Genomic DNA, 22,885 nt, shown 5'->3' with positions numbered 1-22,885 from the left:
GCCAATCGGCTCCGTCCGGCTAACCGGTTGAGTTTAGTCCTCAGCCTTCTGCTCACGCTCGGAGGTCACCGACAGGCCGTCGCTGGCAACGTCCGGGTTCACATCCACGGTCACGGTGTCGCCATCGTGGATAGCGCCGGAGAGGATGCCGCGAGCCAGGCGGTCGCCAATCTCGCGCTGAACCAGGCGGCGCAGCGGGCGGGCACCGAATGCCGGGTCGTAGCCGGTCTTGCCCAGCCACTCGAGGGCTGCCTCGGTCACGTTCAGGGTGAGGCGGCGGTCCTCCAGACGCTTGGCCATGCTCTTGACCTGCAGGCCCACAATCTGGCCCAGGTTCTCAGCCGACAGGGGCTGGAACATGATGATGTCGTCCAGTCGGTTGAGGAACTCGGGGCGGAATGCCTGGTGCACAACCTCCATAGCCTTCTCGGAGCGCTCCTCGAAGGGCAGATCCTGGTTGACCAGGTACTGCGAACCGAGGTTCGAGGTCAGGATCAGGATGACGTTGCGGAAGTCCACGGTGCGACCCTGACCGTCGGTCAGGCGGCCGTCATCGAGCACCTGCAGCAGGATGTCGAAGACCTCGGGGTGTGCCTTCTCAACCTCGTCGAGCAGGACCACCGAGTAGGGGCGACGGCGTACAGCTTCGGTCAGCTGACCGCCCTCTTCATGGCCGACGTATCCGGGAGGGGCACCGACCAGGCGAGAAACGGTGTGCTTCTCGGAGTACTCGCTCATGTCGATACGCACCAGGGCGCGCTCGTCATCGAACTGGAACTCAGCCAGTGCCTTAGCCAGCTCGGTCTTACCGACACCGGTCGGGCCCAGGAACAGGAAGGAACCAATCGGGCGGTTCGGGTCGGAAATACCGGCGCGAGCACGGCGCACAGCGTCAGCGACAGCTACCACTGCGTCTTCCTGACCGATGAGGCGGGCACCGATGCGCTTCTCCATTTCGAGCAGCTTCTCAGACTCACCCTGCATCATGCGGCCTGCGGGAATGCCGGTCCAGGAGGAAATCACCTCGGCGATATCGTCCGCAGTGACCTCTTCGGAAACCATGGACTCGCTCTTAGCGGTGTCCTCGGCGCGCTGTGCTTCCTCCAGCTCAGCCTGCTTTGCCGGAATCTCACCGTACAGCAGGCGGGATGCCTCGGCGAGGTTACCCTCGCGCTGTGCAACCTCTGCGCGGGAACGCAGCTCATCAATCTGGGTCTTGATGTCACCCACGCGGTTCAGGCTAGCCTTCTCAGCCTCCCAACGGGCGTTGAGGGCGTCGAGCTCTTCCTTCTTGTCCGCCATATCCTTGCGCAGGGCCTCCAGACGCTCAACCGATGCGGGATCGGTCTCGTCGGCAAGAGCCAGCTCCTCCATGGTGAGGCGGTCCACGGCGCGGCGCAGCTGGTCAATTTCCTCCGGGGCGGAGTCAATTTCCATGCGCAGGCGGGATGCTGCCTCATCAATCAGGTCAATTGCCTTGTCCGGCAGCTGACGGGAAGGAATGTAGCGGTTGGACAGGGTGGCTGCGGCAACCAGTGCGGAGTCAGCAATCTGCACCTTGTGGTGTGCCTCGTAGCGCTCTTTCAGACCACGCAGAATACCGATGGTGTCCTCAACGCTGGGCTCGCCCACGTACACCTGCTGGAAGCGGCGCTCCAGGGCGGGATCCTTCTCGATGTTCTCGCGGTACTCATCCAGGGTGGTGGCACCAATCAGGCGCAACTCACCACGGGCAAGCATGGGCTTGAGCATGTTGCCAGCATCCATGGAACCCTCGGATGCACCAGCACCAACAACGGTGTGAATCTCGTCGATGAAGGTCACAATCTGACCCTCGGACTTCTTGATTTCTTCGAGGACTGCCTTCAGGCGCTCCTCGAACTCGCCGCGGTACTTAGCACCTGCGACCATGGAGCCCAGGTCCAGGCTAATCAGGGTCTTGCCGCGCAGGGATTCGGGCACGTCGCCGGAAACCATACGCTGTGCCAGGCCCTCAACCACGGCGGTCTTACCGACGCCGGGCTCACCAATCAGCACGGGGTTGTTCTTGGTGCGGCGGGAGAGCACCTGCACCACGCGGCGGATCTCGGAGTCACGGCCGATGACCGGGTCGAGCTTGCCGGCGCGGGCAATGGCGGTCAGGTCGGTGCCGTACTTCTCGAGGGCCTGGAAGGTGCCTTCGGGGTCGGGGGTATCCACGGTGCGGTCTCCTCGGACGTTGGGGATGGTCTGTGCAATGAGGTCTGCGGTAGCACCAAGCTTGTGCATTGCTTCAGCGGTGCTATCGGTTCCGCTGGCGATGCCCAGCAGAATCATTTCGGTGGAGACGTAGGTGTCTCCGAAGCCCTGGGCGCGGGTCTGTGCGGCCTGCAGGGCGGAGAGTGCGGAACGGCTGAAGGAGGCGTTCTGCACGGATGAGCCAGACGCCTTGGGCAGCTTCTTGATTTCTGCGGAAGCAGCCTCGGAGATGGCGTCTACATCCAGGCCTGCGGCCTTCAGCACGGAGACTGCGATGCCTTCGCGCTGGTCCATCAGGGCCTTGAGGATGTGGGAGGTTTCAATAGTGGGGTTACCCGCCGTTTGCGCATTGGTATTAGCGGCGGAGATAACTTCTTGACTCTTGGTCGTGAACTTAATATCCATGATGTCCTTTCGTATCGTGCATTCAGGGGCCTATCCTACGTCCCCTCGCATTACATAACTTGAGTCTACCCCACTCAACTATGTTTCGCAAGGGGGTTTCAAAAAATTTTGTCCACTTTTTTCGTTTTTCACCCCGCACTGCTCTGAGCCCTAGCCAAAACCCCGCTTGAAAGAGCCTCAACCGAAAGCCCCCAGTCGAAACCACATTGTTATACTGACCGGATTGGGTGCTTGCAGGTTCCCATAACAGCTAAAGATTAGGGGCCCCACATGAAAATACTGGTTCTCGGCGCAACCGGCCGCACCGGCCGCCTCTTCACCCGCAAAGCCCTCGAGGAGGGGCACGCGGTCACCGCCTACGTGCGCAACCCCGATAAGGCACGCACACTTTTGGGAACCCACCCGAACCTCACCATCACCCCCGGCGACCTCAACGATGCCGAACAGCTCGCCACAGCATCCACCGGGCAGGACGTCATGGTGAGCACCCTGGGACAGAAGGCCACGGTGCGAGAGTTCCTTCACAGTACGTTCCTGCAGGAGCGCCTGCCGCTCATTATGGAGACGGTTGTGGGCGCAGGCGTGAAGCACTGCGTTCTGATGAGCGCCTACGGCGTGGGCGATACGGTGCGAACCGCCTCCCTGCCCATGCGCCTGGTGTGCAAGGTCATCATGCGCGGCATTTTTACCGACAAGGTTAAGGCGGACGCCCTGGTCGCCGAATATCAGCCGTATATTTCGCGGGCGCATCCGGGCAGGCTGACCGATAAGCCCGGTAGGGGCGGGGTGAAGGTGTTTGACATGGCGAGTGTCGAACGCGTTCCGGGCATTCCGACGATTGCCCGTGAGGACGTTGCCAATGCGCTGCTCACTATCGCCAAGAACCCCCAGAACGCCGGCACGGATTTTTTGGTGACGATTGGGGATGCTGTCCTGCGGTCACCTCAGAAATAAACCGGTAGGCTTAATGGCATGACGACTACGAACACCTTCCCCGCCGCCATTCTCTTCGACCACGACGGAACCCTCGTTGACACCGAACCCATATGGGCTGCCGCTAAGGTTGCTCTTGCCGCAGATTTCGGTGGCACCTGGAGCGAGCAGGACACCCTCGATTGCTTGGGTCTGTCCATGCAGTTCACCCTGGATCGCCTGCGCGAGCGCGGCGTGGACCTGCCGGACGAAGAGATTAATGAACGTCTTGTGGCGAAGGTGCATGACGCCCTGGCGCACCAGCCGGTAGAGTTCCTGCCCGGCATTGAGCGCTTCCTCTCGGAGGTTCACGATGCACAGATTCCGGCGGCTATCGTCACCAATGCGACCACTTCCGTAGCGCGCCGTACCGCAAACGCGGCACCCGAGGGCACATTCTCGGTCATTATTGGCAACGATGAGACCACCAACCCCAAGCCGGACCCGCAGCCGTACCTTTTGGCGGCAGAGCGTCTGGGTGTTGATCCGACTCGGTGCGTGGCTCTCGAGGATTCCCCTTCGGGCGTGCGCAGCGCAACCGCGGCGGGCATGCGTGTCATTGTTGTGCCGGGCGAGCTGGAGGTTCCGGCGGAGCTGGGCACCGCACGTTTCAATCATGAGGAGCTGACCCTGGAGGCGGTTCGCGCGCTGGCGTAACCGCTTAGTTCGCGGGTTGAAAGCTCTATAGAAAACTGAATACGCTTCACCAATAAAGGGTGGGATGCGCGAGATGAGATACCGCGCATCCCACCCTTTGTTCATGCCTAGACGGGGAGCTATGCGGGCGCTTGGGTATGGCTTTTAGGCAGGGGCTTTGGGTGTTGGCTTTTGGGCGCGGCGCGACACGCAGATGACGATTTATTACGAATTACTCAAAATAACCTTGACAATGGTTCCTTAAAATGATTTACTCATAATAACGATTCGGCGGGGTGCCACCTCACCGAACCAAAAACATCACAGCTTCAAGAAGGAGATCATCATGGCATTCGCAAACTACACCGCACCCGGTCTGACCATCGAAGAAGGCAAGGGTATTTCTGAGGTTCTCCAGGCACGTCTGCACGACCTGAACGACCTGCACCTGCTGCTGAAGCACGCACACTGGAACGTGACCGGCCCCGGCTTCATCGCCGTTCACGAAATGATTGACCCCCAGGTCGAAACCGTCCGCGAGTTCGTCGACGCTATCGCAGAGCGTATGGCAACCCTGGGCGCAACCCCCAACGGCCTGGCTGGCGCACTGGTTGCACAGCGTTCCGTCGAGGACTACCCCGTTGGCCGCGCACGCGTTGCCGACCACCTGCGCGCCCTGAACGACGTCTACACCCGCGTGATTGAGGATCACCGCAAGGCTATTGCTTTCGTTGGCGAGTCCGACCCCGTCACCGAGGACCTGCTGATTGGCCAGACCGCTGAGCTGGAGAAGTTCCAGTGGTTCATCCGCGCGTTCCTGGAGAACGGCGAAGGCAACATCTAAGCCGCAACCATCTACGTCGTAGCCTCTAAACTGCAGCCTACTCATGGCGGCACGTCATATAGGCATTAGCTTTTAGAGTCACAAACCGGGCGGGTGCGCCCTCCTTATGGAGGGTGCGCCCGCCCGGCTTTCTATGCTCGAAGTTGCTCCGCTTCTTCACAACTACTTTTACCCTCCCCAGCCACTTTTACCCTTCTCGACCTTTGAGTCCTCGTCCGTGCGGTATCACAAAGTACGTTGAGGCGAACAATAACACCGGGTTAGGCCGTCCTAGATTTTCTGTTCGGGGTGCTCTACAGTGGTTCACTGATCAACTCAGAACACACAGACTTGAACGCATGATTGCGCGCCCGGGAGATACCCGGCGCGACCCGCATCCGGCGGAAAGAGAGATATGAGCACGCACGCCCCGAACGAGCACGGCGAAGACACGTACGGCGAGCAGACCGAGAAACTTAAGGCTGACGCGGCCAAGGCTGAAAGGACCGCAGCTGAGGCGACCGAGCACAAGCCGACCCGCCACAGCGCGGTCACCGACCCTACGCCCGCGCAGATTAAGCGTTGGCGCCGCTACCTGGCGGATGAAGAGTCGGAGGCGCGTATCTACCGCTACCTGGCTCGCCGCGCCGAGGGTACCGACCGTGAGATCTTGCTGCAGGTTGCTGAGGCGGAGAAGCGTCACCAGCAGCATTGGCGTGACATGCTCGGTGAGCACGCGGATGTGCACGTGCGTCCGTCCCCGCAGTCTCTGCTGTTGCAGTTCTTGGCGAAGAACTTCGGTTCGGTGTTTATTCTGGCGATGGCGCAGCGCGCTGAGTCCCGCTCCCCCTACGCTGAGGATCCGGACGCCACCGAGGAAATGGCCGCTGACGAGGCAATTCACGAGGAGATTATTCGCGCCCTGGCGACCAGCGGCAGGGAGAAGCTATCGGGTAATTTCCGTGCGGCGGTCTTTGGCGCTAACGACGGTTTGGTGTCGAACCTGGCGTTGACTATGGGTATTACCGCATCGGGTGCATCCAGCTCGATGGTTCTGCTCTCGGGTATTGCGGGTCTGCTGGCGGGTGCGCTGTCGATGGCGGCGGGTGAGTTCGTGTCGGTTCGTTCTCAGCGTGAGCTGTTGGATGCCTCCCAGCCGACCCAGGTGACCCTGCGTGTTGCGCACGATTTGGATTTGGATTCGAACGAGCTGGAGCTGATTTACCGTGCCCGCGGCATGGAGCCGGACGCGGCGCATCACCGTGCGATGGAGCGTTTCGGCTACATGGATTGTGACTGCGATCCGTCGCTGTCTCACCGCGAGGATGAGGATCGTGAGGAGAACGTGGCTTTGGGTACCGATATTGGTGCCGCCGCTGCTTCGTTTGCGTTCTTTGCTTCGGGTGCACTGGTTCCGATTCTGCCCTATATCTTTGGCTTGTCGGGTGTATTCGCGATGGTGCTGTCTCTGCTGTTTGTGGGTGCGGCGCTGGGCTTCACCGGCGGCGTGGTGGGTCTGCTTTCGGGCGCTTCCCCGCTCAAGCGCGGTATTCGCCAGATTCTAATTGGCTTCGGCGCTGCGTTCGTGACCTACCTGCTGGGTCTGGCGTTCGGCACGACGGTCGGCTAGTTACAACACCCCCAATAAGCTCTCGACAAGTGTATATAGCCGCTCTGGAATTTGTTTTCAAGCGTTTGAGAACTATTCGGATGCAGAAATCCCCCGGTGGATACATTCAGTGTATCCGCCGGGGGTTTTCTATATGTTCTTACCCTGCATGAGGGGTTGATCTATTACGGGTGAATCTCCGCGGTGGTGGCCTGACCGGAAACGCTCTCCGAACCGCTCGCGCCGTTGCCGGAGTAGGTCAGGTTTGCGACCTGCACGCTGGAGGTCTGCTTGTACGAAACCCAGCCGTCGTTTGCCGGGAAGCGCAGCTGCGCCGGCATGAAGTTGGTCTGGCTGTAGTACTTGGTGCCGGACTGCTTCATGGTGTACGCCTTGCTGGTGGTGTAGACGATACGACCCTTGAAGGTGTAGGTGCCGTCAGAGTTTTTGGTGACGGTCGGTACTTCTGCGGTCCAGGTGCCGGCGGTCTGCGCGACGGACAGGTACTTTGCCTGGCCTGCGGAGGCTACCAGTTCGGTGGTCTTACCGGTCAGCTTGCGACCGGAGGGGGCCCATGCCTGACCGTTGATCTTACCGAGCTTAAGGAGCGACTGTGCGCTGGCGGCGACGGTGTACTCAACCTCGGTTACGAAGGTTGCGCCAGCTGCGAGGGTGACGCTGCTGCCGGGGATGTAGCCGGTGCCGGTTGCGGTGTCCTTGGTCGGTACGGACCACCAGAAGCCGCTGGAGGACATGTATGCGCCGTTTGCGCCGGTCTGGGAGTTGGTGACGGGGGTGAACTTACCTTCGCCGTTGACGTAGGTTGCGCTCTTGGGCTTGGAGGTTGCGTCGTCCCAGTTGATGTCGGAGTCGGGGGTGCCGGAGGCAGTGAAGTGTGCCTCGGGGCTTGCCGGGTTGATGGTGCCGGTGTTGTTGGAGGATGCGTAGCCGACGTAGCCGCCGTTGTTCTGCACGCTGACGTACACGCCGTACTGCACGCCGGGGGTTTCCTTGGATGCGGCGTAGGCAGGTACTGCTGCGGAGGCTGCGACGACGGGTGCGGACCAGACGCCTGCCTTTGCGATGGTGCGGCGAGAGATGGGCTGAGTCATGAGTGTAGTGATCTCCTGTGAGTGTTTGGTGTTTCTTAGAGCCGCTCAGAATGGTTCTGACTAGGCTCAATGCACTCCAGTATACAAAGGTTGAGGTTATATCTGCACCTTATGAGGGCGGATGTGCACAATCTTACTTTCCTCCGTAAGTTCTACCGCCCGGTTTCAAACATCTCAAAAGCATCCTCAAATCCCAGCACTATTCGGCAGCTGGAGCGGCTCAACCTTCCTCTTTTCCCCGGTGCATTCCCCTCCAGCACCTCTGGGCGTTCTTCGGCACTGTCTCTGTTGAGTTCCCGGTTAAAGCACAGATGCCGGTAGCCTCATGGACTACCGGCATCTGCCGCAATACTATGCTGTTTACTTCGCTGCGAAGATTTCGCGCATCAGGTTTGCAGCCTCGGAGGGGGTCTTACCGACCTTCACGCCTGCTGCTTCCAGAGCTTCCTTCTTCGCCTGAGCGGTACCGGAGGAACCGGAGACAATAGCGCCTGCGTGGCCCATGGTCTTACCCTCAGGAGCGGTGAAGCCTGCAATGTAACCAACGACGGGCTTGGTCACGTTTGCCTTGATGTACTCTGCAGCACGCTCCTCAGCGTCACCACCGATCTCACCAATCATGACGATTGCTTCGGTCTCGGGGTCAGCTTCGAAAGCTTCCAGAGCGTCGATGTGGGTGGTGCCGATGATGGGGTCGCCACCAATACCGATAGCGGTGGTGAAACCAATGTCGGACAGTTCGTACATCAGCTGGTAGGTCAGGGTACCGGACTTGGAAACCAGACCAATCTTGCCCTTGCCGGTGATGTTCGCCGGGATAATACCAACCAGGCACTCCTCGGGGGAGATGATGCCGGGGCAGTTGGGGCCAATGATACGGGTGATCTGCTTGCCGTTCTCGTCCACGGATGCCTTAGCAGCTGCCCAGAACTCTGCGGAGTCCTGAACCGGAACGCCCTCGGTGATGACGACGACGAGGCCGATCTTAGCCTCGATAGCCTCGAGAACTGCTGCCTTGGTGAAGGCCGGGGGAACGAAGACGATGGAGACGTTCGCGCCGGTCTTCTCCATAGCCTCAGCTACGGAACCGAAGACGTCCAGCTCGATGTCGGAGCCGTCCTTCGCCTTGTGGGTGACGGTGGTACCAGCCTTGCGAGCGTTCACGCCGCCCACAATGTTGGTGCCTGCTGCGAGCATGCGTGCGGTGTGCTTGGTACCCTCGCCACCGGTGATGCCCTGAACGATGACCTTGGAGTCCTTGTTCACAAAGATAGACATATTACTTCCTTGAAATCCTTTGCTGGCGATTACGCCTTGTGAGCGAGCTCTGCTGCCTTGTCGGCGCCGGAGTCCATGGTCTCAGCCAGAACAACCAGCGGGTGGTTCGCCTCGGAGAGGATGCGGCGACCCTCAGCAACGTTGTTGCCGTCCAGGCGCACAACCAGGGGCTTGGTTGCTGCGTCGCCCAGAATCTCCAGAGCCTTCACAATGCCGTCTGCCACTGCGTCACATGCGGTGATGCCGCCGAAGACGTTCACGAAAACGCTCTTGACCTGCTCGTCGCCCAGAATGATTTCCAGACCAGCAGCCATAACCTCAGCGGACGCGCCGCCACCAATATCAAGGAAGTTTGCGGGCTTGACGTTGCCGTGGTTCTCACCAGCGTATGCAACGACGTCCAGGGTGGACATAACCAGACCTGCACCGTTACCAACGATGCCGACCTCGCCGTCCAGCTTCACGTAGTTCAGGTCGAACTGCTTTGCCTTAGCTTCCAGCGGGTTCTCAGCGGACTTGTCCACGAGAGCCTCGTGCTCGGGCTGGCGGAATTCTGCGTTGTCGTCCAGGGAGACCTTGCCGTCCAGGGCGAGGATGGTGCCCTCGGGGGTCAGAACGAGGGGGTTAACCTCAACCAGGGTTGCGTCTTCCTTGGTGTAGACTTCGCCCAGCTTAACGAGAACGGGAACAACCTTCTCCTGCAGTTCTGCGGAGAAACCTGCTGCCTTAGCAATTTCCTCAGCCTTAGCCTGGTCCAGGCCAACCAGCGGGTCAACCTCGATCTTTGCCAGTGCCTCGGGGCGCTCAGCAGCGAGCTGCTCAATTTCCATACCGCCTTCTACCGAGCACATTGCCAGGTAGGAGCGGTTTGCACGGTCCAGCAGGAGGGAGAAGTAGTATTCTTCGGCGATGTCTGCGCCGTCAGCGACCAGCACGCGGTGAACGGTGTGGCCCTTGATGTCCATGCCGAGAATTGCCTTAGCGTGCTCGTAAGCTTCTTCGGGGGACTTTGCGAGCTTAACGCCGCCAGCCTTACCGCGGCCGCCGGTCTTAACCTGAGCCTTAATGACGGTCAGGCCGCCAATTTCCTCAGCTGCTGCCTTTGCTTCTTCAGGGGTGGTCGCAACAATGCCCTTGAGCACGGGTACACCGTGCTTTGCGAAGAGCTCGCGCGCCTGGTATTCGAAAAGGTCCACAGGTGTCCTTCTTCTTCGAAGTGGTGCCGAGTACTGGTGCACTCGGCCTGGTCATTAGAGGAGGTTCCCCCGTGTGGTCAGTACGGTGCGATAGGGGTCTCTCGCACCCGGCGCACACGCATCATTGACGCGGGGAATTTCTCTCGTCTCTACTCTATCGGATTCGGCGTGAGCTCGCACTCACGGAGCCCCAAATCTGAGATTTTAGCGACTCAGCTCACAAATATTTTGGGTACATTCCACCCAAAGGCTGTGCACCGGGTAACTAACCCGAACTAGCACTCCCCCATCCGCCGCGAAATACCGGCGAACACGCCACCTTGACCACCCGGTGCCTAAGAGCCGCCACACCCTTCTCAGCAGGCGGACAACACGCCCGGTACAGCGCACAAAAGAGGGGCGGGCACCCTCAAGTACCCGCCCCTCCATAGGCGTTGTGAGGTTCGCACGCCTGACGCGTTAGCTCACCTTCTCCAGCGGCGCGTAACGCAGCAGCAGACGCTTCTCTTCCGAACCGAACCGGACCTTTGCCACGGTCTTATCGCCGCTACCCTCAACGGCGAGCACGCGACCCTCACCAAACTTGGTGTGGCGCACGGTATCGCCGACCGTCAGAGTCGGGATTTCCTTGCTCTGGTGCACGCGGGAACGGTTCGTCACCTTCGAGGTGGCCGCCGCCAGCCCGTAGCTTGCCGAGCCATTAATATCCGCGGTGGACGGCTCGGAACGGCGTACGGGGCGGGACTCGTAGGGGTCGTATGAGCCGCGCGAGCCACCGGAACTGTACCCGCCCGAGCCGTAACCGCCCGAGTAGCCGCCGGAACCATAGCCGGAACGGGAACCACCCGAATAGCCGCCACCGTACGAGTTGCCGTAGGAGCTGCCGCCATAGGAACCGCCGCCGCGAGCGCCATACGCACCCATACCGGAGGCGCCAAAACCCAAAAAACCGGCGGTGCGCTTCCACTCGATGAGCTCCTCCGGGATTTCCTCCAGGAAGGGCGAGGGCGGGTTGAACTGGCTCTTACCCCACATGGTGCGGGTTTCCGAGCGGGTCAGGTACAGGCGCTCCATGGCGCGGGTCAGACCCACGTACGCCAGGCGGCGTTCCTCGCTCATTTCCTTCTCGTCGGTCAGGGCACGCTGATGCGGGAACAGGCCGTGCTCCATGCCGGTCAGGAACACCACGGGGAACTCCAGGCCCTTGGCGGTGTGCAGGGTCATGAGGGTGACCATGCCCTGCGCCTTCGCCTCGGCGGCTTCGGCGGCAATCTGTGCGGCGGAGGCGTTCTCACCCTCCGCGCTGGCGGGACGGTTCGGGATCGAGTCGGCGTCGGCGACCAGAGCCACGTGTTCGAGGAACTGCTCCAGGTCGGCGCCGGGGTTCTCGGTCTCGAACTCGACCATGGCGTCAAGCAGCTCGGAGAGGTTCTCCACGCGCGATTCGTCCTGAATGTCCTTGGAGGCGCGCAGAGTCGCCAGGTACCCGGTCTGCTCCAGGACTGCTTCCAGGCAGGTTGCGGCGGGTTCGGTGCGGGCAATCTGCGCCAGGTCGTCCATGAGGCGCACGAACTCGGCGTACTTCTTGACCGCGGCGGCCCCCAGGCCGGGGATGTCGGCTACCTGGCGTGCAGCGGCGTAGAAGGAGATGCGGTTCGCACTCGCGTACTCCGCCACCACGGACTCAGATTTGGCACCGATACCGCGCTTGGGTTCGTTGAGGATGCGGCGCACGTTCACGTCGTCATCGGGGTTGCTCAGGGCGCGCAGGTACGCCAGCGCGTCCTTGATTTCCTTACGCTCGTAGAAGCGGGTACCACCGACCACGCGGTAGGGCAGGCCGGCACGCATGAGCATGTCCTCGAGGGTTCGGGACTGCGCGTTGGTGCGGTAGAAGATTGCGACGTCACCGGGCTGCACGCCGTGCTCATCGGCAAGGCGGTCAATTTCGCGGGTGATGTAGCGCGCCTCGGCGTGTTCGGATTCGGCGACGTAACCGATGATTTTCGCACCCGCGCCGGAGGCGGTCCACAGCTTCTTGGGGCGACGGTCGGGGTTGCGTTCAATGACCGCGTTCGCCGCCGAGAGGATGTTCTGCGTGGAACGGTAGTTCTGTTCCAGCAGGATCGTGTGGGCGTTCGGGTAGTCCTTCTCGAAGTCCGTAATATTGCGGATATCCGCGCCACGGAAGGCGTAGATGGACTGGTCGGAGTCACCCACCACAGTCAGCTCGGCAGGGGGCACGGCGTCCGGGTAGGGACCGCGGTCAGCCGGTGCCTTCGTGTGGGCGCCGACCAGTTCACGCACCAGCTGGTACTGGGCGTGGTTGGTGTCCTGGTACTCGTCCACGAGGATGTGGCGGAACTTGCGGCGGTAGTAGTTCGCGATTTCGGGGAACTTCTCGAGCAAGAAGACGGTGCGGCCAATCAGGTCGTCAAAGTCGAGGGAGTTGGCGGCGCGCAGACGCTGCGTGTAGACGGTGTAAATCTGCGAGATGGTCTTCTCGTACGGGTTATCGCTCGCCACGCGGGATGCGTACGCTTCGGCGCTGACCAGCTCGTTCTTCAGCGCGGAGATACGGTTGCCCACGGCTTTGGCGGTGAACTTCTTGGTGTCCAGGTTGAGCTCTTTAATGATGAGGCTCAGCAGGCGCTGCGAGTCGGTCGAATCGTAGATGGTGAAGGTGGACTTCAAACCCAGGGCGGCGGCCTCACGGCGCAGCACGCGCACGCAGAAGCTGTGGAAAGTAGAAATCCACATGTGCTTGGCGCGCGGGCCAACCAGTGCCTCAATACGTTCACGCATTTCGGCGGCAGCCTTGTTGGTGAAGGTGATGGCGAGAATCTGGCCGGGGGTCGCGCGGTGGGTTGCGAGCAGGTAGGCGATGCGGTGGGTGAGCACGCGGGTCTTGCCGGAGCCGGCGCCCGCGACAATGAGCAAGGGCGAGCCGGAGTGCAGCACGGCTTCTTCCTGGCGTTCGTTGAGCCCTGCGGTGAGTGAGGTAGGGTCCACGGCGTTGAGGCTGTGGGCGCGTTCGCCGTAGGGGTCGGCGGGGTCGAAGTCATCGCCGTAGCCACCGACGCGGTAGGCGGGCGGCATGAAGTCGCCGAGCGGGTCTGCGGCGGTGAAGGCTGCGGGTGCGCCGGGTTCAGGAACGGGCGCGCTGGTAGCAGGGGTACCGTAGGCGGGCATGCCGGTGGGCAGGGCGGCGGGTACGTCCTGTGCGGGTTCCTCCATCACCGGAGCATTCATCACTGCGGCGTCCATGGGAGGGGCGTAGTAGTCGTCCTCGGCAGGGGGCACGTCGTAGTAGGGGTCGAAGGGCGGCTCGTCATCCGCTACCGGTGCTGCGGGGGTGACGAGTTCGGCGGCGAACAGGCCGTCCTGTTCGGTGAAGGGCTGCTTCTGCTGTTCGGGCTTGTCGCTCATCATCTACCTCGCTGCCTAGAATACACGTTCGATATTCCATGCTACCGCATTTGCTCCGCGGCTCCCACCCGCTCGGTCATCCGCCGCACGTCCTATATCGGCAACGGCACACCGGTGGCGCAGAATAGTCATGCTAGGATGACCGCATGACCCAGACCTTACCTCCGAGCCTCTCAATAGCCCTATGGTGCAATGGCTCAGCCGACGAAGCCGCACAATTCTATACCAGGGTTTTTCGCGATGCTTCCATCATGGAACAGGTGCCCGGACTCACGACTCTAAGCATCCATGGCTTCCAGCTCTCGCTCATTAACGGTGATGACCGGTACGTCCCGAACCAGTCCATCAGTTGCATCCTAAACTTTGACCCGCTCCTCTTCGGTGGTGAGGCGCAAGCGCGAGCATACCTCGATGAACTCTACGAAGAGCTAAGTACCGGCGGTGTGCTGATGGAACTGGGTGAGTATCCTTTCTCCCCACGCTACGCCTGGGTGCGTGATCGTTTCGGCATGACCTGGCAGCTGATGCTTACCAATCCTGCAGGCGACCCGCGACCCTTCGTCGTGCCTTCTTTCATGTTTGGCGGCACGAATCACGGCAATGCAGAGGAAGCCACCAACGGCTGGATTTCCATGTTTGATGATGCCCGCCGCGGCACCCTGTACCACTATCCGGAAGGTAGCCCCTTTGAGGCAGATGCGGTCATGTTTACCGACTTCAACCTGCATGGCACCTGGATGGCGGCTACTGATTCCGGTACTTTCCACGATTTCACATTCACGCCGGGGGTTTCGGTAGTTCTTTCGTGCCGTACTCAGGAGGAGATTGATTACTATTGGGAGCAGCTCTCGGCTATACCTGAGGCGGAGCGTTGCGGCTGGTGTGTAGATCGCTGGGGTATTTCTTGGCAGGTTGTCCCGCACAATATTGCTGAGCTGATGGCGGATAAGGCCGCTCGCGAGAAGATCCTGCTGATGGGCAAGATTGACCTGTCTCAGCTATAACAACGTGTTTTCTTGAGTGCTCGTTACGTGCCGAAACAGAGAAACCGCCCGCGCCTGCCAATGCAAGCGACGGGCGGTTTTCTCGTACCGGCGTGACTACCGATTCTGTGTGCCCCCGAGACGATTCGAACGTCCGACACCTTCTTTAGGAGAGAAGTGCTCTATCCCCTGAGCTACGAGGGCGTACCTATCCAGTATAAGGCACCCCGCACCGCGAGTCCGCACAGCCTGTGTTCACCGCCCTGTGTTCACCGCCTGAGGACACCCGCACCCGGCGGCAGAACCGCTCCTACAATGTACGAATGAGCATCTACATTGACCCGCCCATCTGGCCCGCGCACAGCACCGTCTTCTCGCACCTCATTTCGGATGTGTCCCTGACGGAACTGCACGAGTTCGCCGCAGCGGCGGGCATCAGTGAGCGTGCCTTCGACCGCGACCACTACGACGTTCCGGCGCACCTCTACGAGGATCTAGTACGGGCGGGCGCGAAGGAGCTCAGCGGCGCGCAGCTGACTCGCACGCTCATTGCGAGCGGTCTGCGGATTCCCCTGAAGGAGCGCCCCGAGAAGATTCGCCCGCGTCTGCTTCGCGCCTGGGAGGCAGCGTTTACACCCCGCCTCAAGCGCATGGAGGTTCCTGCCGAGCTGCGGGCTCAACTCACGGCGCAGGTAGCGGAACTGGGTGAGAGCCTGCTACAGGCGTGGGAGCAGCCGCACCGCGCCTACCACCACAGCGGGCACCTTTCGCAGATGCTCACCGATCTGGACCGCCTCTACGCACACCGCACGCAGGGTTCTACTCCCCTGGCGTTGGTTCTGGCGGCGTGGTTCCACGACGCGGTCTATGAGGGTGCACCGGGTGAGGATGAGCGCCGTAGCGAGCAGCTGGCGAGCACCTCCCTGGAGCCGCTGGTTACCGCGGGTCTGCTCACCGGGCACGAGCTACAGATGGTGAGCCTTCTGGTGCGTGCCACGGCAACCCACGAGTTGCCCGAGTCTGTCGACCTACCGGCGGGCTATGAGCCGGCGGATATTCAGTTTTTCCTCGATGCCGATATGGCTATCCTGGCGGCTGATTCGGCACGCTACCACCGCTACCTGCGCGGGGTGCGTAGCGAGTACTCCCATTGTGACGATGAGGCGTTCCGCACCGGTCGTACGACCTTCCTGCGTTCGACCCTGGGGCGTAAGCGTATCTTCCTCTCCGAACAGGCTCTGCAGCTCTGGGAGGAGCCCGCGAGGGCTAATCTGAGTGCTGAGCTCAGCGAGTGGGCTCAGGACCCGCAGGGGCTTCTGCAGGCTCTCGCGTCCTAGCCGCATACACCTAAAACACATACCGCCGAGAATGCGCCCATACTAAGGTGCGTTCTCGGCGGTATTTTCACGGAATCTCTCGGGTACGCAAAAAGCGCCCACCCCGTGCGGGGTAGGCGCCTTTTGAGAAGTATGTTGGGCTAGGCCCAGCTCTTATGCGCTAAGGCTTAGAGAGCGGTGTAGTAGCCGTCAACGGACATCCAGGAGGTGGGGTGCACCAGGGTACCGTTGGTGGGGTTCAGAGCGGAGATCATCTTGCCGTCGCCCAGGTAGATACCAACGTGGCTGTAGCCGTTCTGGAAGACGATGTCGCCGGGCTGGGGGTTAGCGGTCGGGCGCAGCTCGTTCTTCATTGCGTAGGTGAAAGCGGTCAGCTTGATGCCGTGCTGAGCGAAAACCCAAGAGGTGAAGCCGGAGCAGTCCCATGCACCGAAGGTCTTGCCGCCCCAAACGTAGGAGCCGCCCAGGCCGCTCATTGCGGTTGCAACGATTGCGTCGCGGGATGCGTTACCGGTGGAAGCTGCGGGAGCAGCGGGTGCCGGAGCTGCAACGGGTGCAACGTAAGCCTGCTGTGCCTCAGCCTGGGGTGCTACGTAGGAGGTCTCAACTGCGGGAGCAGCGGGTGCCTCGGTTGCTGCGGGAGCAACGTAGGTCTGCTGTGCCTGAGCCTGGGGTGCAACGTAGGTGGTTGCGGGGGTGTTGTAGCTGGTGTAGTCGAACTCGTAGTTGGTGTAGTCGTAGGACAGATCAGCCGCAGCGGGGATCTGTGCGAATGCGTTCGCGGGAACGGTCGAGCCGAGCAGGATTGCGCCTGCTGCGAGGGTTGCACCTGCGGTACGTACGATCTTCTTAGCCATTGGTAATTCCTCCATTGCCTGACGAGGTGAGCTGTCGGGCTCGAGCATGGATTCGCTCGGCCACCGAAGTGACTTAGCCCCGAGGCTTCTCGATTGAGATGCCGTATCCCAGCTTGGGGATTGGGTCCCCCGCTTCTGCCATATTGGGTAGACGTACATCGAAGCGTTGGCAGAACTCAGCGGAACCGCTTCGACGGTGCCCTCTTACGATGAGGATTTGGGCACAGAAATGAGAATACACAGAAAACTCCCAGTTGTCACTTCATTCGGGCTTAAATTTTGAACTTTCACCCTGGGGGGAAAACTTGGCACTCCAGGCATTTGACCCCCTCTCAATGGAACCAACAGCTACCGCTTAAGGCTCTTGACTAGGTATTTTACAAGGATGCACATTCGCTTTTAATGCACCAGTACCCCCTTAAGGACAGGGTTCAAAACTCTTAAAAATGACCCTTATCTCTTAAGTGTCCACTCCCAGAGATTGCTCAAACATCGGCGTTTCCATCAGTTTCAACCTCAGATTTAAGCGAAAAACCCGAAAAATGCACTCAAGCGCAGTTGCTAAAACTCTGAGAGAGGAGTATATGCGCCCGCGCACATGACCAAACTCTGAAATACCCCGTCCACTAGGCACCTCAGCTCCCCCGAAGCCTCCCCCGCAAGGCCGAGCAGCCCTAACACGTGCACAAAAACGGTGGCACCTCCTCCACAAAGGGAGGCGATACCACCGTTTAGCGTGAACTGGGTTAGCGGACTCTCAGAATTAGAGCTTAGAGGTTGCCGCCGCGCTTGACCACAATTGCGTTTGCCACGTCCATATCCAGGGAGAGGGTGTCCTCTTCACCGTCGGCGTGAACAATCACGTCATCGTCCTGACCGGCGACCACGGACACCGAAGCGCCGTAAACAATACCTGCGTCAGCCAGCAGCTTCAGCAACTCAACGTCAGTCTGAATGGACTCGGGGAAGCGAGAAATAGTGAAACGGTCCTCGGGACCGGAGTCGCGTGCCGCCAGGGACATGGGCACGGTACGCTCGTCGTTCTTCTCGCTAGCGTGACCCAGGTCCTCCAGGCCGGGAATAGCGTTACCGTACGGGGAGAACTTGGGGTCCTTGAGCATCTCCAGGATGCGCTTCTCCACCTTGTCACTCATGACGTGCTCCCAGCGGCATGCTTCTTCGTGCACGTATTCAAGTTCCAGACCAATGATGTCGGAGAGCAGTCGCTCAGCCAGGCGGTGCTTACGCATCACCTCGACCGCCTTGTGGCGGCCTTCCTCGGTCAGTTCGAGGTGGCGGTCCGGCTCAACGGTGAGCAGGCCGTGCTTCTCCATGCGTGCCACAGTTTGGGAAACGGTTGGGCCGGAGTGCTCGAGTCGTTCAGCGATGCGCGCACGCATGGGGACGATGCCCTCTTCCTCCAGTTCGAGGATGGTGCGCAAATACATCTCTGTGGTATCGATGAGGTCTGTCATATATCTCTCCCAGCTTTCACCGCAACAGTACTTAGATAGCACTGCCTAAGTCGTTACTTATTCAATAATCTATTATGTACTTTTTCAGCGGCTTTTGCCACGGCTTAAGTTATTGAGTCGTCCAATGAAAACTCATTGGACGACTCAAGACACCTTATATATACGCTTTTGCTAACCCACCCCTTATTAAGAGGAGTAGACGGTAGGCTTACTCTGCGGACTCAGCCTCGGCAGTTTCCTCTGCAGCAGAAGCGTTCTGCGCGGTTTCATTCTCCGCCGAGTTGTTCTCTACGGGCTCACCGGACTCAGCAGATTCCTCAGTAGCTGCATCAAACTCTACATTCTCCTGCTCTACGTTCTCCTGCGCGGCGTTCTCCTCCAGGTCTTCCGGGCGAACGCGGTCAGCCCACGGCACCCAATCCGGCGCAATGAGCGCGTCGTCGCCGGGCAGCAGGCCCACCTCGCAGATCGTTGCCACGCGGGAACGAGGCGCACGCGAGAGGGTCGCGAACCAGAACCAGCCGCGGTAACCGGGCAGGGTGCACTCGAAAAGGTGAGTGCTCAGACGCTCTTCCTCGGCGCGCACGTGGTGCACCAGGCCGATAGCGTGTGCCGGGGCGATTTCCTGAACGCCCTGCAAAGCCACATCCTTGGCGGCGGCAAGAATCTCATCCACCTTGGAGGTGCGGCGCAGCTTGTGCGGAACACCCAGGGAGGGGGCGCCCACCTCTTCATCCAGCGGGGTGAAGGGGTCGGGGGTGGAGTCTTCGTTCTGTGCGGTTTCTTCGGCAGCAGATTCCCCGGAGGCAGATTCCTCAGCGGTAGATCCCTCAGTGGGCGTATCAGCCGCCTCAGTCTCCTCAGCGTTCACGGAGGGCTGAGTCTCAGCAGGTACAGCGCTACCCTCGTCGGTGCTCTCAGGCGCGGCAGAAGGCACAACGGACTCTGCGGGCGCGTCAGTAGCGGGCGTAGTTTCGGGGAGCAGTTCAATAACCTGTTCAGACATACCCCTATTAAAGCATCTCGCGTGCGCAAACATTGCGGCGCCCGCTCCAAGCTTCGCATACGCTGTGAATTTGGGTCTCAAACCGCTAAATCTGGGGCTTCGCCCACGAACAGCTGTGTGTGAGCTGATACCGTTAATTTCATGAGTAATGAACCCGCACAGGATAAGCACAACACTGCAGAGCAGATCCCTGCACCCCTGCCCTACGCCGGAGCCATCCGTTGGCTCGGCGCGGCAGGTGCGCTTCTCGCCCTGCTCTGTCTGCTCACCGGAGTTGCCATGCTCGTGATGAAGTGGGTTGGGGCAACGCCGCCCGCCCTCATGAGCCAGATTCCGCTGGTCCTCCTACCCGTCGCCTTTATTGCACTCATGGCCGCACTCATCCTGTCGGTCATGCGCCGCAACAAGGCATAAAGATTTGAGCCGCAAGCTCACACACATCATTCACTTATCAAGTACAGCCTGCCATTCAGAGAGAAAGATAGAGTATGTCTGCTGAAGCAAAACTCCTAGTCGTCGATGACGAGTTCAACATTCTTGAATTGCTCGCCACCTCCCTGCGTTTCGCCGGTTTTGAAGTAGTTACCGCCGGCAACGGCCGCGAAGCCCTCGAAAAGGCGCACGCCGAAAACCCCGACCTCATTGTCCTGGACGTCATGATGCCCGGCATGGACGGCTTCGAGGTGACCCGCCGCCTGCGCGAAAACGGCACCACCACCCCCGTACTCTTCCTGACCGCAAAGGACGCCACCGAGGACAAGGTGACCGGTCTGGGTGCCGGTGGTGACGACTACGTCACCAAGCCCTTCTCCCTCGACGAGGTGATCGCCCGCATCCGCGCGATTCTGCGCCGTAGCCGCAGCGTCCAGGAAGAGGACGACGCCGTACTGCGCGTTGACGCCCTCACCCTGAACGTGGACACCCACGAAGTGTTCCTCGGTGACGAAGAGATTGACCTCTCCCCCACCGAGTTCAACCTGCTGCACTACCTGATGCTCAACGCCAACCGCGTACTGTCCAAGGCGCAGATTCTCGACCACGTGTGGGAGTACGATTTCAACGGCGACTCCTCCATCGTTGAGTCCTATATTTCGTACCTGCGCCGCAAGATTGACAACAACCGTGAAAACCACGAGCCGCTCATCCACACCAAGCGCGGTGTGGGCTACATGATTCGCGGTTCTCGAGGCTAACGTGGCGCTCAAACCCCTCGACCGGATCCCCCAGTCTCTTTCCCTTCGCACCCAGCTGGTACTCATTACCTCCATGCTCATCGCCCTCTCCATTGCGGTGACGAGCCTGGTGGCGATTTCCGCTCTGCGTGCCCAGATGGTGCACCAGCTGGACGAAGAGATGAAGAACAGCGCCCCCTCACTCGTGCAGCTGGCGACCGTGCGCCCTTCCGGCAATCAGGAACAATCCCTGAGCACCTACCGCCTGTACCTGCTCGATAAGGACGGCAACGTACTGTACTCGCTCAAGTCCGAGGACAGCGAACAGTTCAGCGAGCCGGCGCTGCAGGGCTGGACCGAAGAGAAGGTTCGCAAGCAAAACGAGGAGGCAGTCACCGTCAACTCGGTGGGCAGCTCCTCCGATTGGCGCGTGCTCGCCGTGCCCATTGAAGCCAACGACTCTTCAGGCTTGCCGGAGGCGGCTTCCCTCATCATTGCCATGCCGCTGAAACAAACGAACCAGGTGGTCGCCCTCGTGGGCGTGCTGACCTTCGCGTTTGGTTTGGCGACTCTCGCCTCCGCGATTGCGATGACCTGGGTGATTGTGACCCGCACCTTCGAGCCGCTGGCTCGCGTGGAGCAGACCGCCGCCAAGATCGCTGCCGGTGACCTCTCTCAGCGTATTGAGGACTACAACCCCAGCAACGAGATCGGTAACCTCGCGGTTTCGCTGAACACGATGCTCACCCAGATTGAAATGCTCTTCAAAGCCCGCGAGAAGAGCGAGGCGAAAATGCGCCGCTTCGTGGGTGACGCTTCGCATGAGCTGCGCACCCCGCTGGTCAGTATTCGAGGCTACTCGGAGCTGTACCGTCAGGGCGCGCTACCGACCGATGAGGCTGTCGCTACCGCGATGAGCCGCATCGAATCGGAGTCCAAGCGTATGGGTCAGCTCGTGGAAGACCTGCTGACCCTGGCGCGTATTGATGAGCGCCGCGAATCCAAGCTGGCGCCCTTCGACCTGTTCAACCTTGCGGTGGACGCTACGAACGACGCCTACGCTACGGCACCCGACCGTGCAGTGTCCCTGGTGGGTCTGAACGAAGAGGTCGCGCCGACCTCCGCAACCGTACTCGGCGACGAATCACGCCTGCGTCAGGTCGTGGCGAACCTGCTGACCAACGCCATGCGCTACACCCCCGACGGCTCTCCCCTGGAGATTGCGGTGGGCGTACGCGAAGAGGTTCACGGCTTCCCGCTGTCCGTGTTGGAGGTGCGCGACCACGGCCCCGGCATTCACGGCGAGGACCGCGAGCGCGTCTTCGAGCGTTTCTACCGTACCGATGCTTCACGTTCGCGTGAGACTGGTGGTACGGGTCTGGGTCTGTCCATTGTGGCTGCGATTATCGAGCAGCACGAGGGCAGGATTCACATTGAAGAGACCGATGGTGGCGGCGCTACCTTCGTGATTTCTTTGCCGTTCTATCCGCCGCCCGTCTCGGATGATCAGCTAATGAAGTAGCACTGATGCATAAACCCCCGGATTGTGGAACTTGAGTGTTCTACAGTTCGGGGATTTTGCTGTGCGCCGGAGGCGGGACTATGGCTCGCGGCGGTACAAGTGAGGAGAGTGCGAGTAGCGGCACGGCTAAAGAACGCGGGAGCAACCTAGCGCGCGTCATGGCGGCGTCATTTTCGGGAGGGCTTTCGATTTTTTCGAGATGTGGAGTGAATCTGGCGGGTTTATCCACAGATTTATTTAATAATCACTTTTTAGCTCATTTGATGCATTTTGAAAGATATAGTGATAACAAGCTTCCGGTCAGGAACTCAACCCTTCCAGAGATCCACACCCCAAGCGCCACCACGGGGCAACCGCCCCACCTATCTCACATATCTCAAAGGAGAAAAACCATGGCACAGTTCAATGTCGATTCCGAAGTCATCGCAGCCAAGAGCGCACAGGCACGATCCTACGTCGCATCCATCACCGCAGACGTCAACGGTATGACCGCATCCCTGCACGATTTGCAGAGCTCCTGGACCGGCTCCGCATCCGCCAACTTCCAGGGCGTACTGGACCAGTGGCACGCAACCCAGCGCCAGGTCGAAGCATCCATCACCCAGATCAACGAGGCACTCACCCGCGCAGGCGTGAACTACGCAGACACCGAGCAGGCTAACGCCTCCATGTTCGTCGGCTAAGGGGTCAGGGCGGCAAGCCCAAAACCCCACCCGCAGCCAGGCAGCAGGCCGGGTGGTTTAAAGGTCCCGGACGCACGGCACACCGCCCGCCAGATTTGCCAGAAGGCGGCGAACATCTATTGAGAAAACCCCGCCGCATCCTCGAGAATGAG

18 protein-coding genes, 1 tRNA gene and 1 riboswitch are annotated in these 22,885 nt (G+C 60.3%); of the genes, 10 read left to right on the top strand and 9 right to left on the bottom strand.

Annotation, left to right across the window (positions count from 1 at the left end):
• Positions 1-33: 33 nt before the first annotated feature.
• Positions 34-2,643, bottom strand: coding sequence for an ATP-dependent chaperone ClpB (clpB, locus tag HMPREF3055_RS04505; protein ID WP_070738260.1), 2,610 nt, complete (start codon positions 2,641-2,643; stop codon positions 34-36).
• A 270-nt stretch (positions 2,644-2,913) separates the two neighbouring features.
• Here clpB and HMPREF3055_RS04500 point away from each other — a divergent pair, with 270 nt between their 5' ends.
• From HMPREF3055_RS04500 to HMPREF3055_RS04485, 4 genes are all read left to right on the top strand, one after another.
• Positions 2,914-3,597, top strand: coding sequence for an NAD(P)-dependent oxidoreductase (locus tag HMPREF3055_RS04500; protein WP_070738257.1), 684 nt, complete (start codon positions 2,914-2,916; stop codon positions 3,595-3,597).
• Positions 3,598-3,615: 18 nt separating this feature from the next.
• Positions 3,616-4,272: an HAD family hydrolase gene (locus HMPREF3055_RS04495; protein WP_070738254.1), complete on the top strand. Its 657-nt coding sequence runs from the start codon at positions 3,616-3,618 to the stop codon at positions 4,270-4,272.
• A gap of 325 nt (positions 4,273-4,597) precedes the next feature.
• Positions 4,598-5,095 (top strand): DNA starvation/stationary phase protection protein Dps, encoded by a 498-nt coding sequence (gene dps / locus HMPREF3055_RS04490; protein WP_070738251.1) that lies wholly within the window; start codon positions 4,598-4,600, stop codon positions 5,093-5,095.
• A 394-nt stretch (positions 5,096-5,489) separates the two neighbouring features.
• A complete protein-coding gene (locus HMPREF3055_RS04485) occupies positions 5,490-6,704 on the top strand; it encodes a VIT1/CCC1 transporter family protein (protein WP_070738248.1) in 1,215 nt (404 codons plus the stop codon).
• Positions 6,705-6,868: 164 nt separating this feature from the next.
• On the opposite strand, the gene HMPREF3055_RS04480 is transcribed toward HMPREF3055_RS04485, so the two are convergent.
• The 4 genes from HMPREF3055_RS04480 to HMPREF3055_RS04465 form a co-directional block, all read right to left on the bottom strand.
• Positions 6,869-7,795 (bottom strand): hypothetical protein, encoded by a 927-nt coding sequence (locus tag HMPREF3055_RS04480; protein WP_049340935.1) that lies wholly within the window; start codon positions 7,793-7,795, stop codon positions 6,869-6,871.
• 360 nt (positions 7,796-8,155) lie between these two features.
• Positions 8,156-9,073, bottom strand: coding sequence for a succinate--CoA ligase subunit alpha (sucD, locus tag HMPREF3055_RS04475; protein ID WP_049340934.1), 918 nt, complete (start codon positions 9,071-9,073; stop codon positions 8,156-8,158).
• A 29-nt stretch (positions 9,074-9,102) separates the two neighbouring features.
• A complete protein-coding gene (sucC, locus tag HMPREF3055_RS04470; protein ID WP_005504561.1) occupies positions 9,103-10,269 on the bottom strand; it encodes an ADP-forming succinate--CoA ligase subunit beta in 1,167 nt (388 codons plus the stop codon).
• A 459-nt stretch (positions 10,270-10,728) separates the two neighbouring features.
• The gene (locus tag HMPREF3055_RS04465) at positions 10,729-13,701 is read right to left on the bottom strand and encodes a UvrD-helicase domain-containing protein (protein WP_070738245.1); all 2,973 of its coding nucleotides are present in this window, start codon (positions 13,699-13,701) and stop codon (positions 10,729-10,731) included.
• A gap of 143 nt (positions 13,702-13,844) precedes the next feature.
• On the opposite strand from HMPREF3055_RS04465, the gene HMPREF3055_RS04460 reads away from it, so the two are divergent.
• Positions 13,845-14,702 carry a VOC family protein gene (locus HMPREF3055_RS04460; RefSeq protein ID WP_049348934.1) on the top strand — a complete coding sequence of 286 codons (858 nt, stop codon included), beginning with the start codon at positions 13,845-13,847 and terminating at the stop codon, positions 14,700-14,702.
• Between the two features lie 110 nt (positions 14,703-14,812).
• Here the strand turns inward: HMPREF3055_RS04460 and HMPREF3055_RS04455 are convergent.
• Positions 14,813-14,885, bottom strand: a tRNA-Arg gene (locus HMPREF3055_RS04455).
• Positions 14,886-15,004: 119 nt separating this feature from the next.
• On the opposite strand from HMPREF3055_RS04455, the gene HMPREF3055_RS04450 reads away from it, so the two are divergent.
• Positions 15,005-16,018, top strand: coding sequence for a DUF4031 domain-containing protein (locus tag HMPREF3055_RS04450; protein ID WP_070738242.1), 1,014 nt, complete (start codon positions 15,005-15,007; stop codon positions 16,016-16,018).
• Between the two features lie 167 nt (positions 16,019-16,185).
• Here the strand turns inward: HMPREF3055_RS04450 and HMPREF3055_RS04445 are convergent, their stop codons facing one another.
• From HMPREF3055_RS04445 to HMPREF3055_RS04435, 3 genes are all read right to left on the bottom strand, one after another.
• On the bottom strand, positions 16,186-16,875 hold the full coding sequence (locus HMPREF3055_RS04445) for a C40 family peptidase (protein ID WP_070738239.1): 690 nt from the start codon (positions 16,873-16,875) through the stop codon (positions 16,186-16,188).
• Positions 16,876-17,035: riboswitch (cyclic di-AMP (ydaO/yuaA leader) on the bottom strand. It abuts the gene before it with no gap.
• Between the two features lie 610 nt (positions 17,036-17,645).
• Positions 17,646-18,350 (bottom strand): iron-dependent transcriptional repressor DtxR, encoded by a 705-nt coding sequence (locus HMPREF3055_RS04440; protein ID WP_049346095.1) that lies wholly within the window; start codon positions 18,348-18,350, stop codon positions 17,646-17,648.
• 208 nt (positions 18,351-18,558) lie between these two features.
• Positions 18,559-19,356 (bottom strand): DUF3027 domain-containing protein, encoded by a 798-nt coding sequence (locus tag HMPREF3055_RS04435; protein WP_246826894.1) that lies wholly within the window; start codon positions 19,354-19,356, stop codon positions 18,559-18,561.
• Between the two features lie 141 nt (positions 19,357-19,497).
• Between HMPREF3055_RS04435 and HMPREF3055_RS04430 the strand changes: the two genes are divergently transcribed.
• The 4 genes from HMPREF3055_RS04430 to HMPREF3055_RS04415 all read left to right on the top strand — a co-directional run bounded on the left by HMPREF3055_RS04430 (position 19,498) and on the right by HMPREF3055_RS04415 (position 22,733).
• Positions 19,498-19,770 (top strand): hypothetical protein, encoded by a 273-nt coding sequence (locus tag HMPREF3055_RS04430; protein WP_049357300.1) that lies wholly within the window; start codon positions 19,498-19,500, stop codon positions 19,768-19,770.
• A gap of 74 nt (positions 19,771-19,844) precedes the next feature.
• Positions 19,845-20,549 carry a response regulator transcription factor gene (locus HMPREF3055_RS04425; RefSeq protein ID WP_005504528.1) on the top strand — a complete coding sequence of 235 codons (705 nt, stop codon included), beginning with the start codon at positions 19,845-19,847 and terminating at the stop codon, positions 20,547-20,549.
• A 1-nt stretch (position 20,550) separates the two neighbouring features.
• A complete protein-coding gene (locus tag HMPREF3055_RS04420) occupies positions 20,551-22,050 on the top strand; it encodes a sensor histidine kinase (protein ID WP_070738234.1) in 1,500 nt (499 codons plus the stop codon).
• A 392-nt stretch (positions 22,051-22,442) separates the two neighbouring features.
• Positions 22,443-22,733 carry a WXG100 family type VII secretion target gene (locus tag HMPREF3055_RS04415; RefSeq protein WP_005504526.1) on the top strand — a complete coding sequence of 97 codons (291 nt, stop codon included), beginning with the start codon at positions 22,443-22,445 and terminating at the stop codon, positions 22,731-22,733.
• Positions 22,734-22,885: the final 152 nt, after the last annotated feature.

This window comes from Rothia sp. HMSC061C12 (assembly GCF_001815755.1).
Lineage (GTDB): Bacteria > Actinomycetota > Actinomycetes > Actinomycetales > Micrococcaceae > Rothia > Rothia mucilaginosa.
Note: the sequence above shows the minus strand (reverse complement) of the source record. Positions and strands in the feature narration are given on the sequence as shown.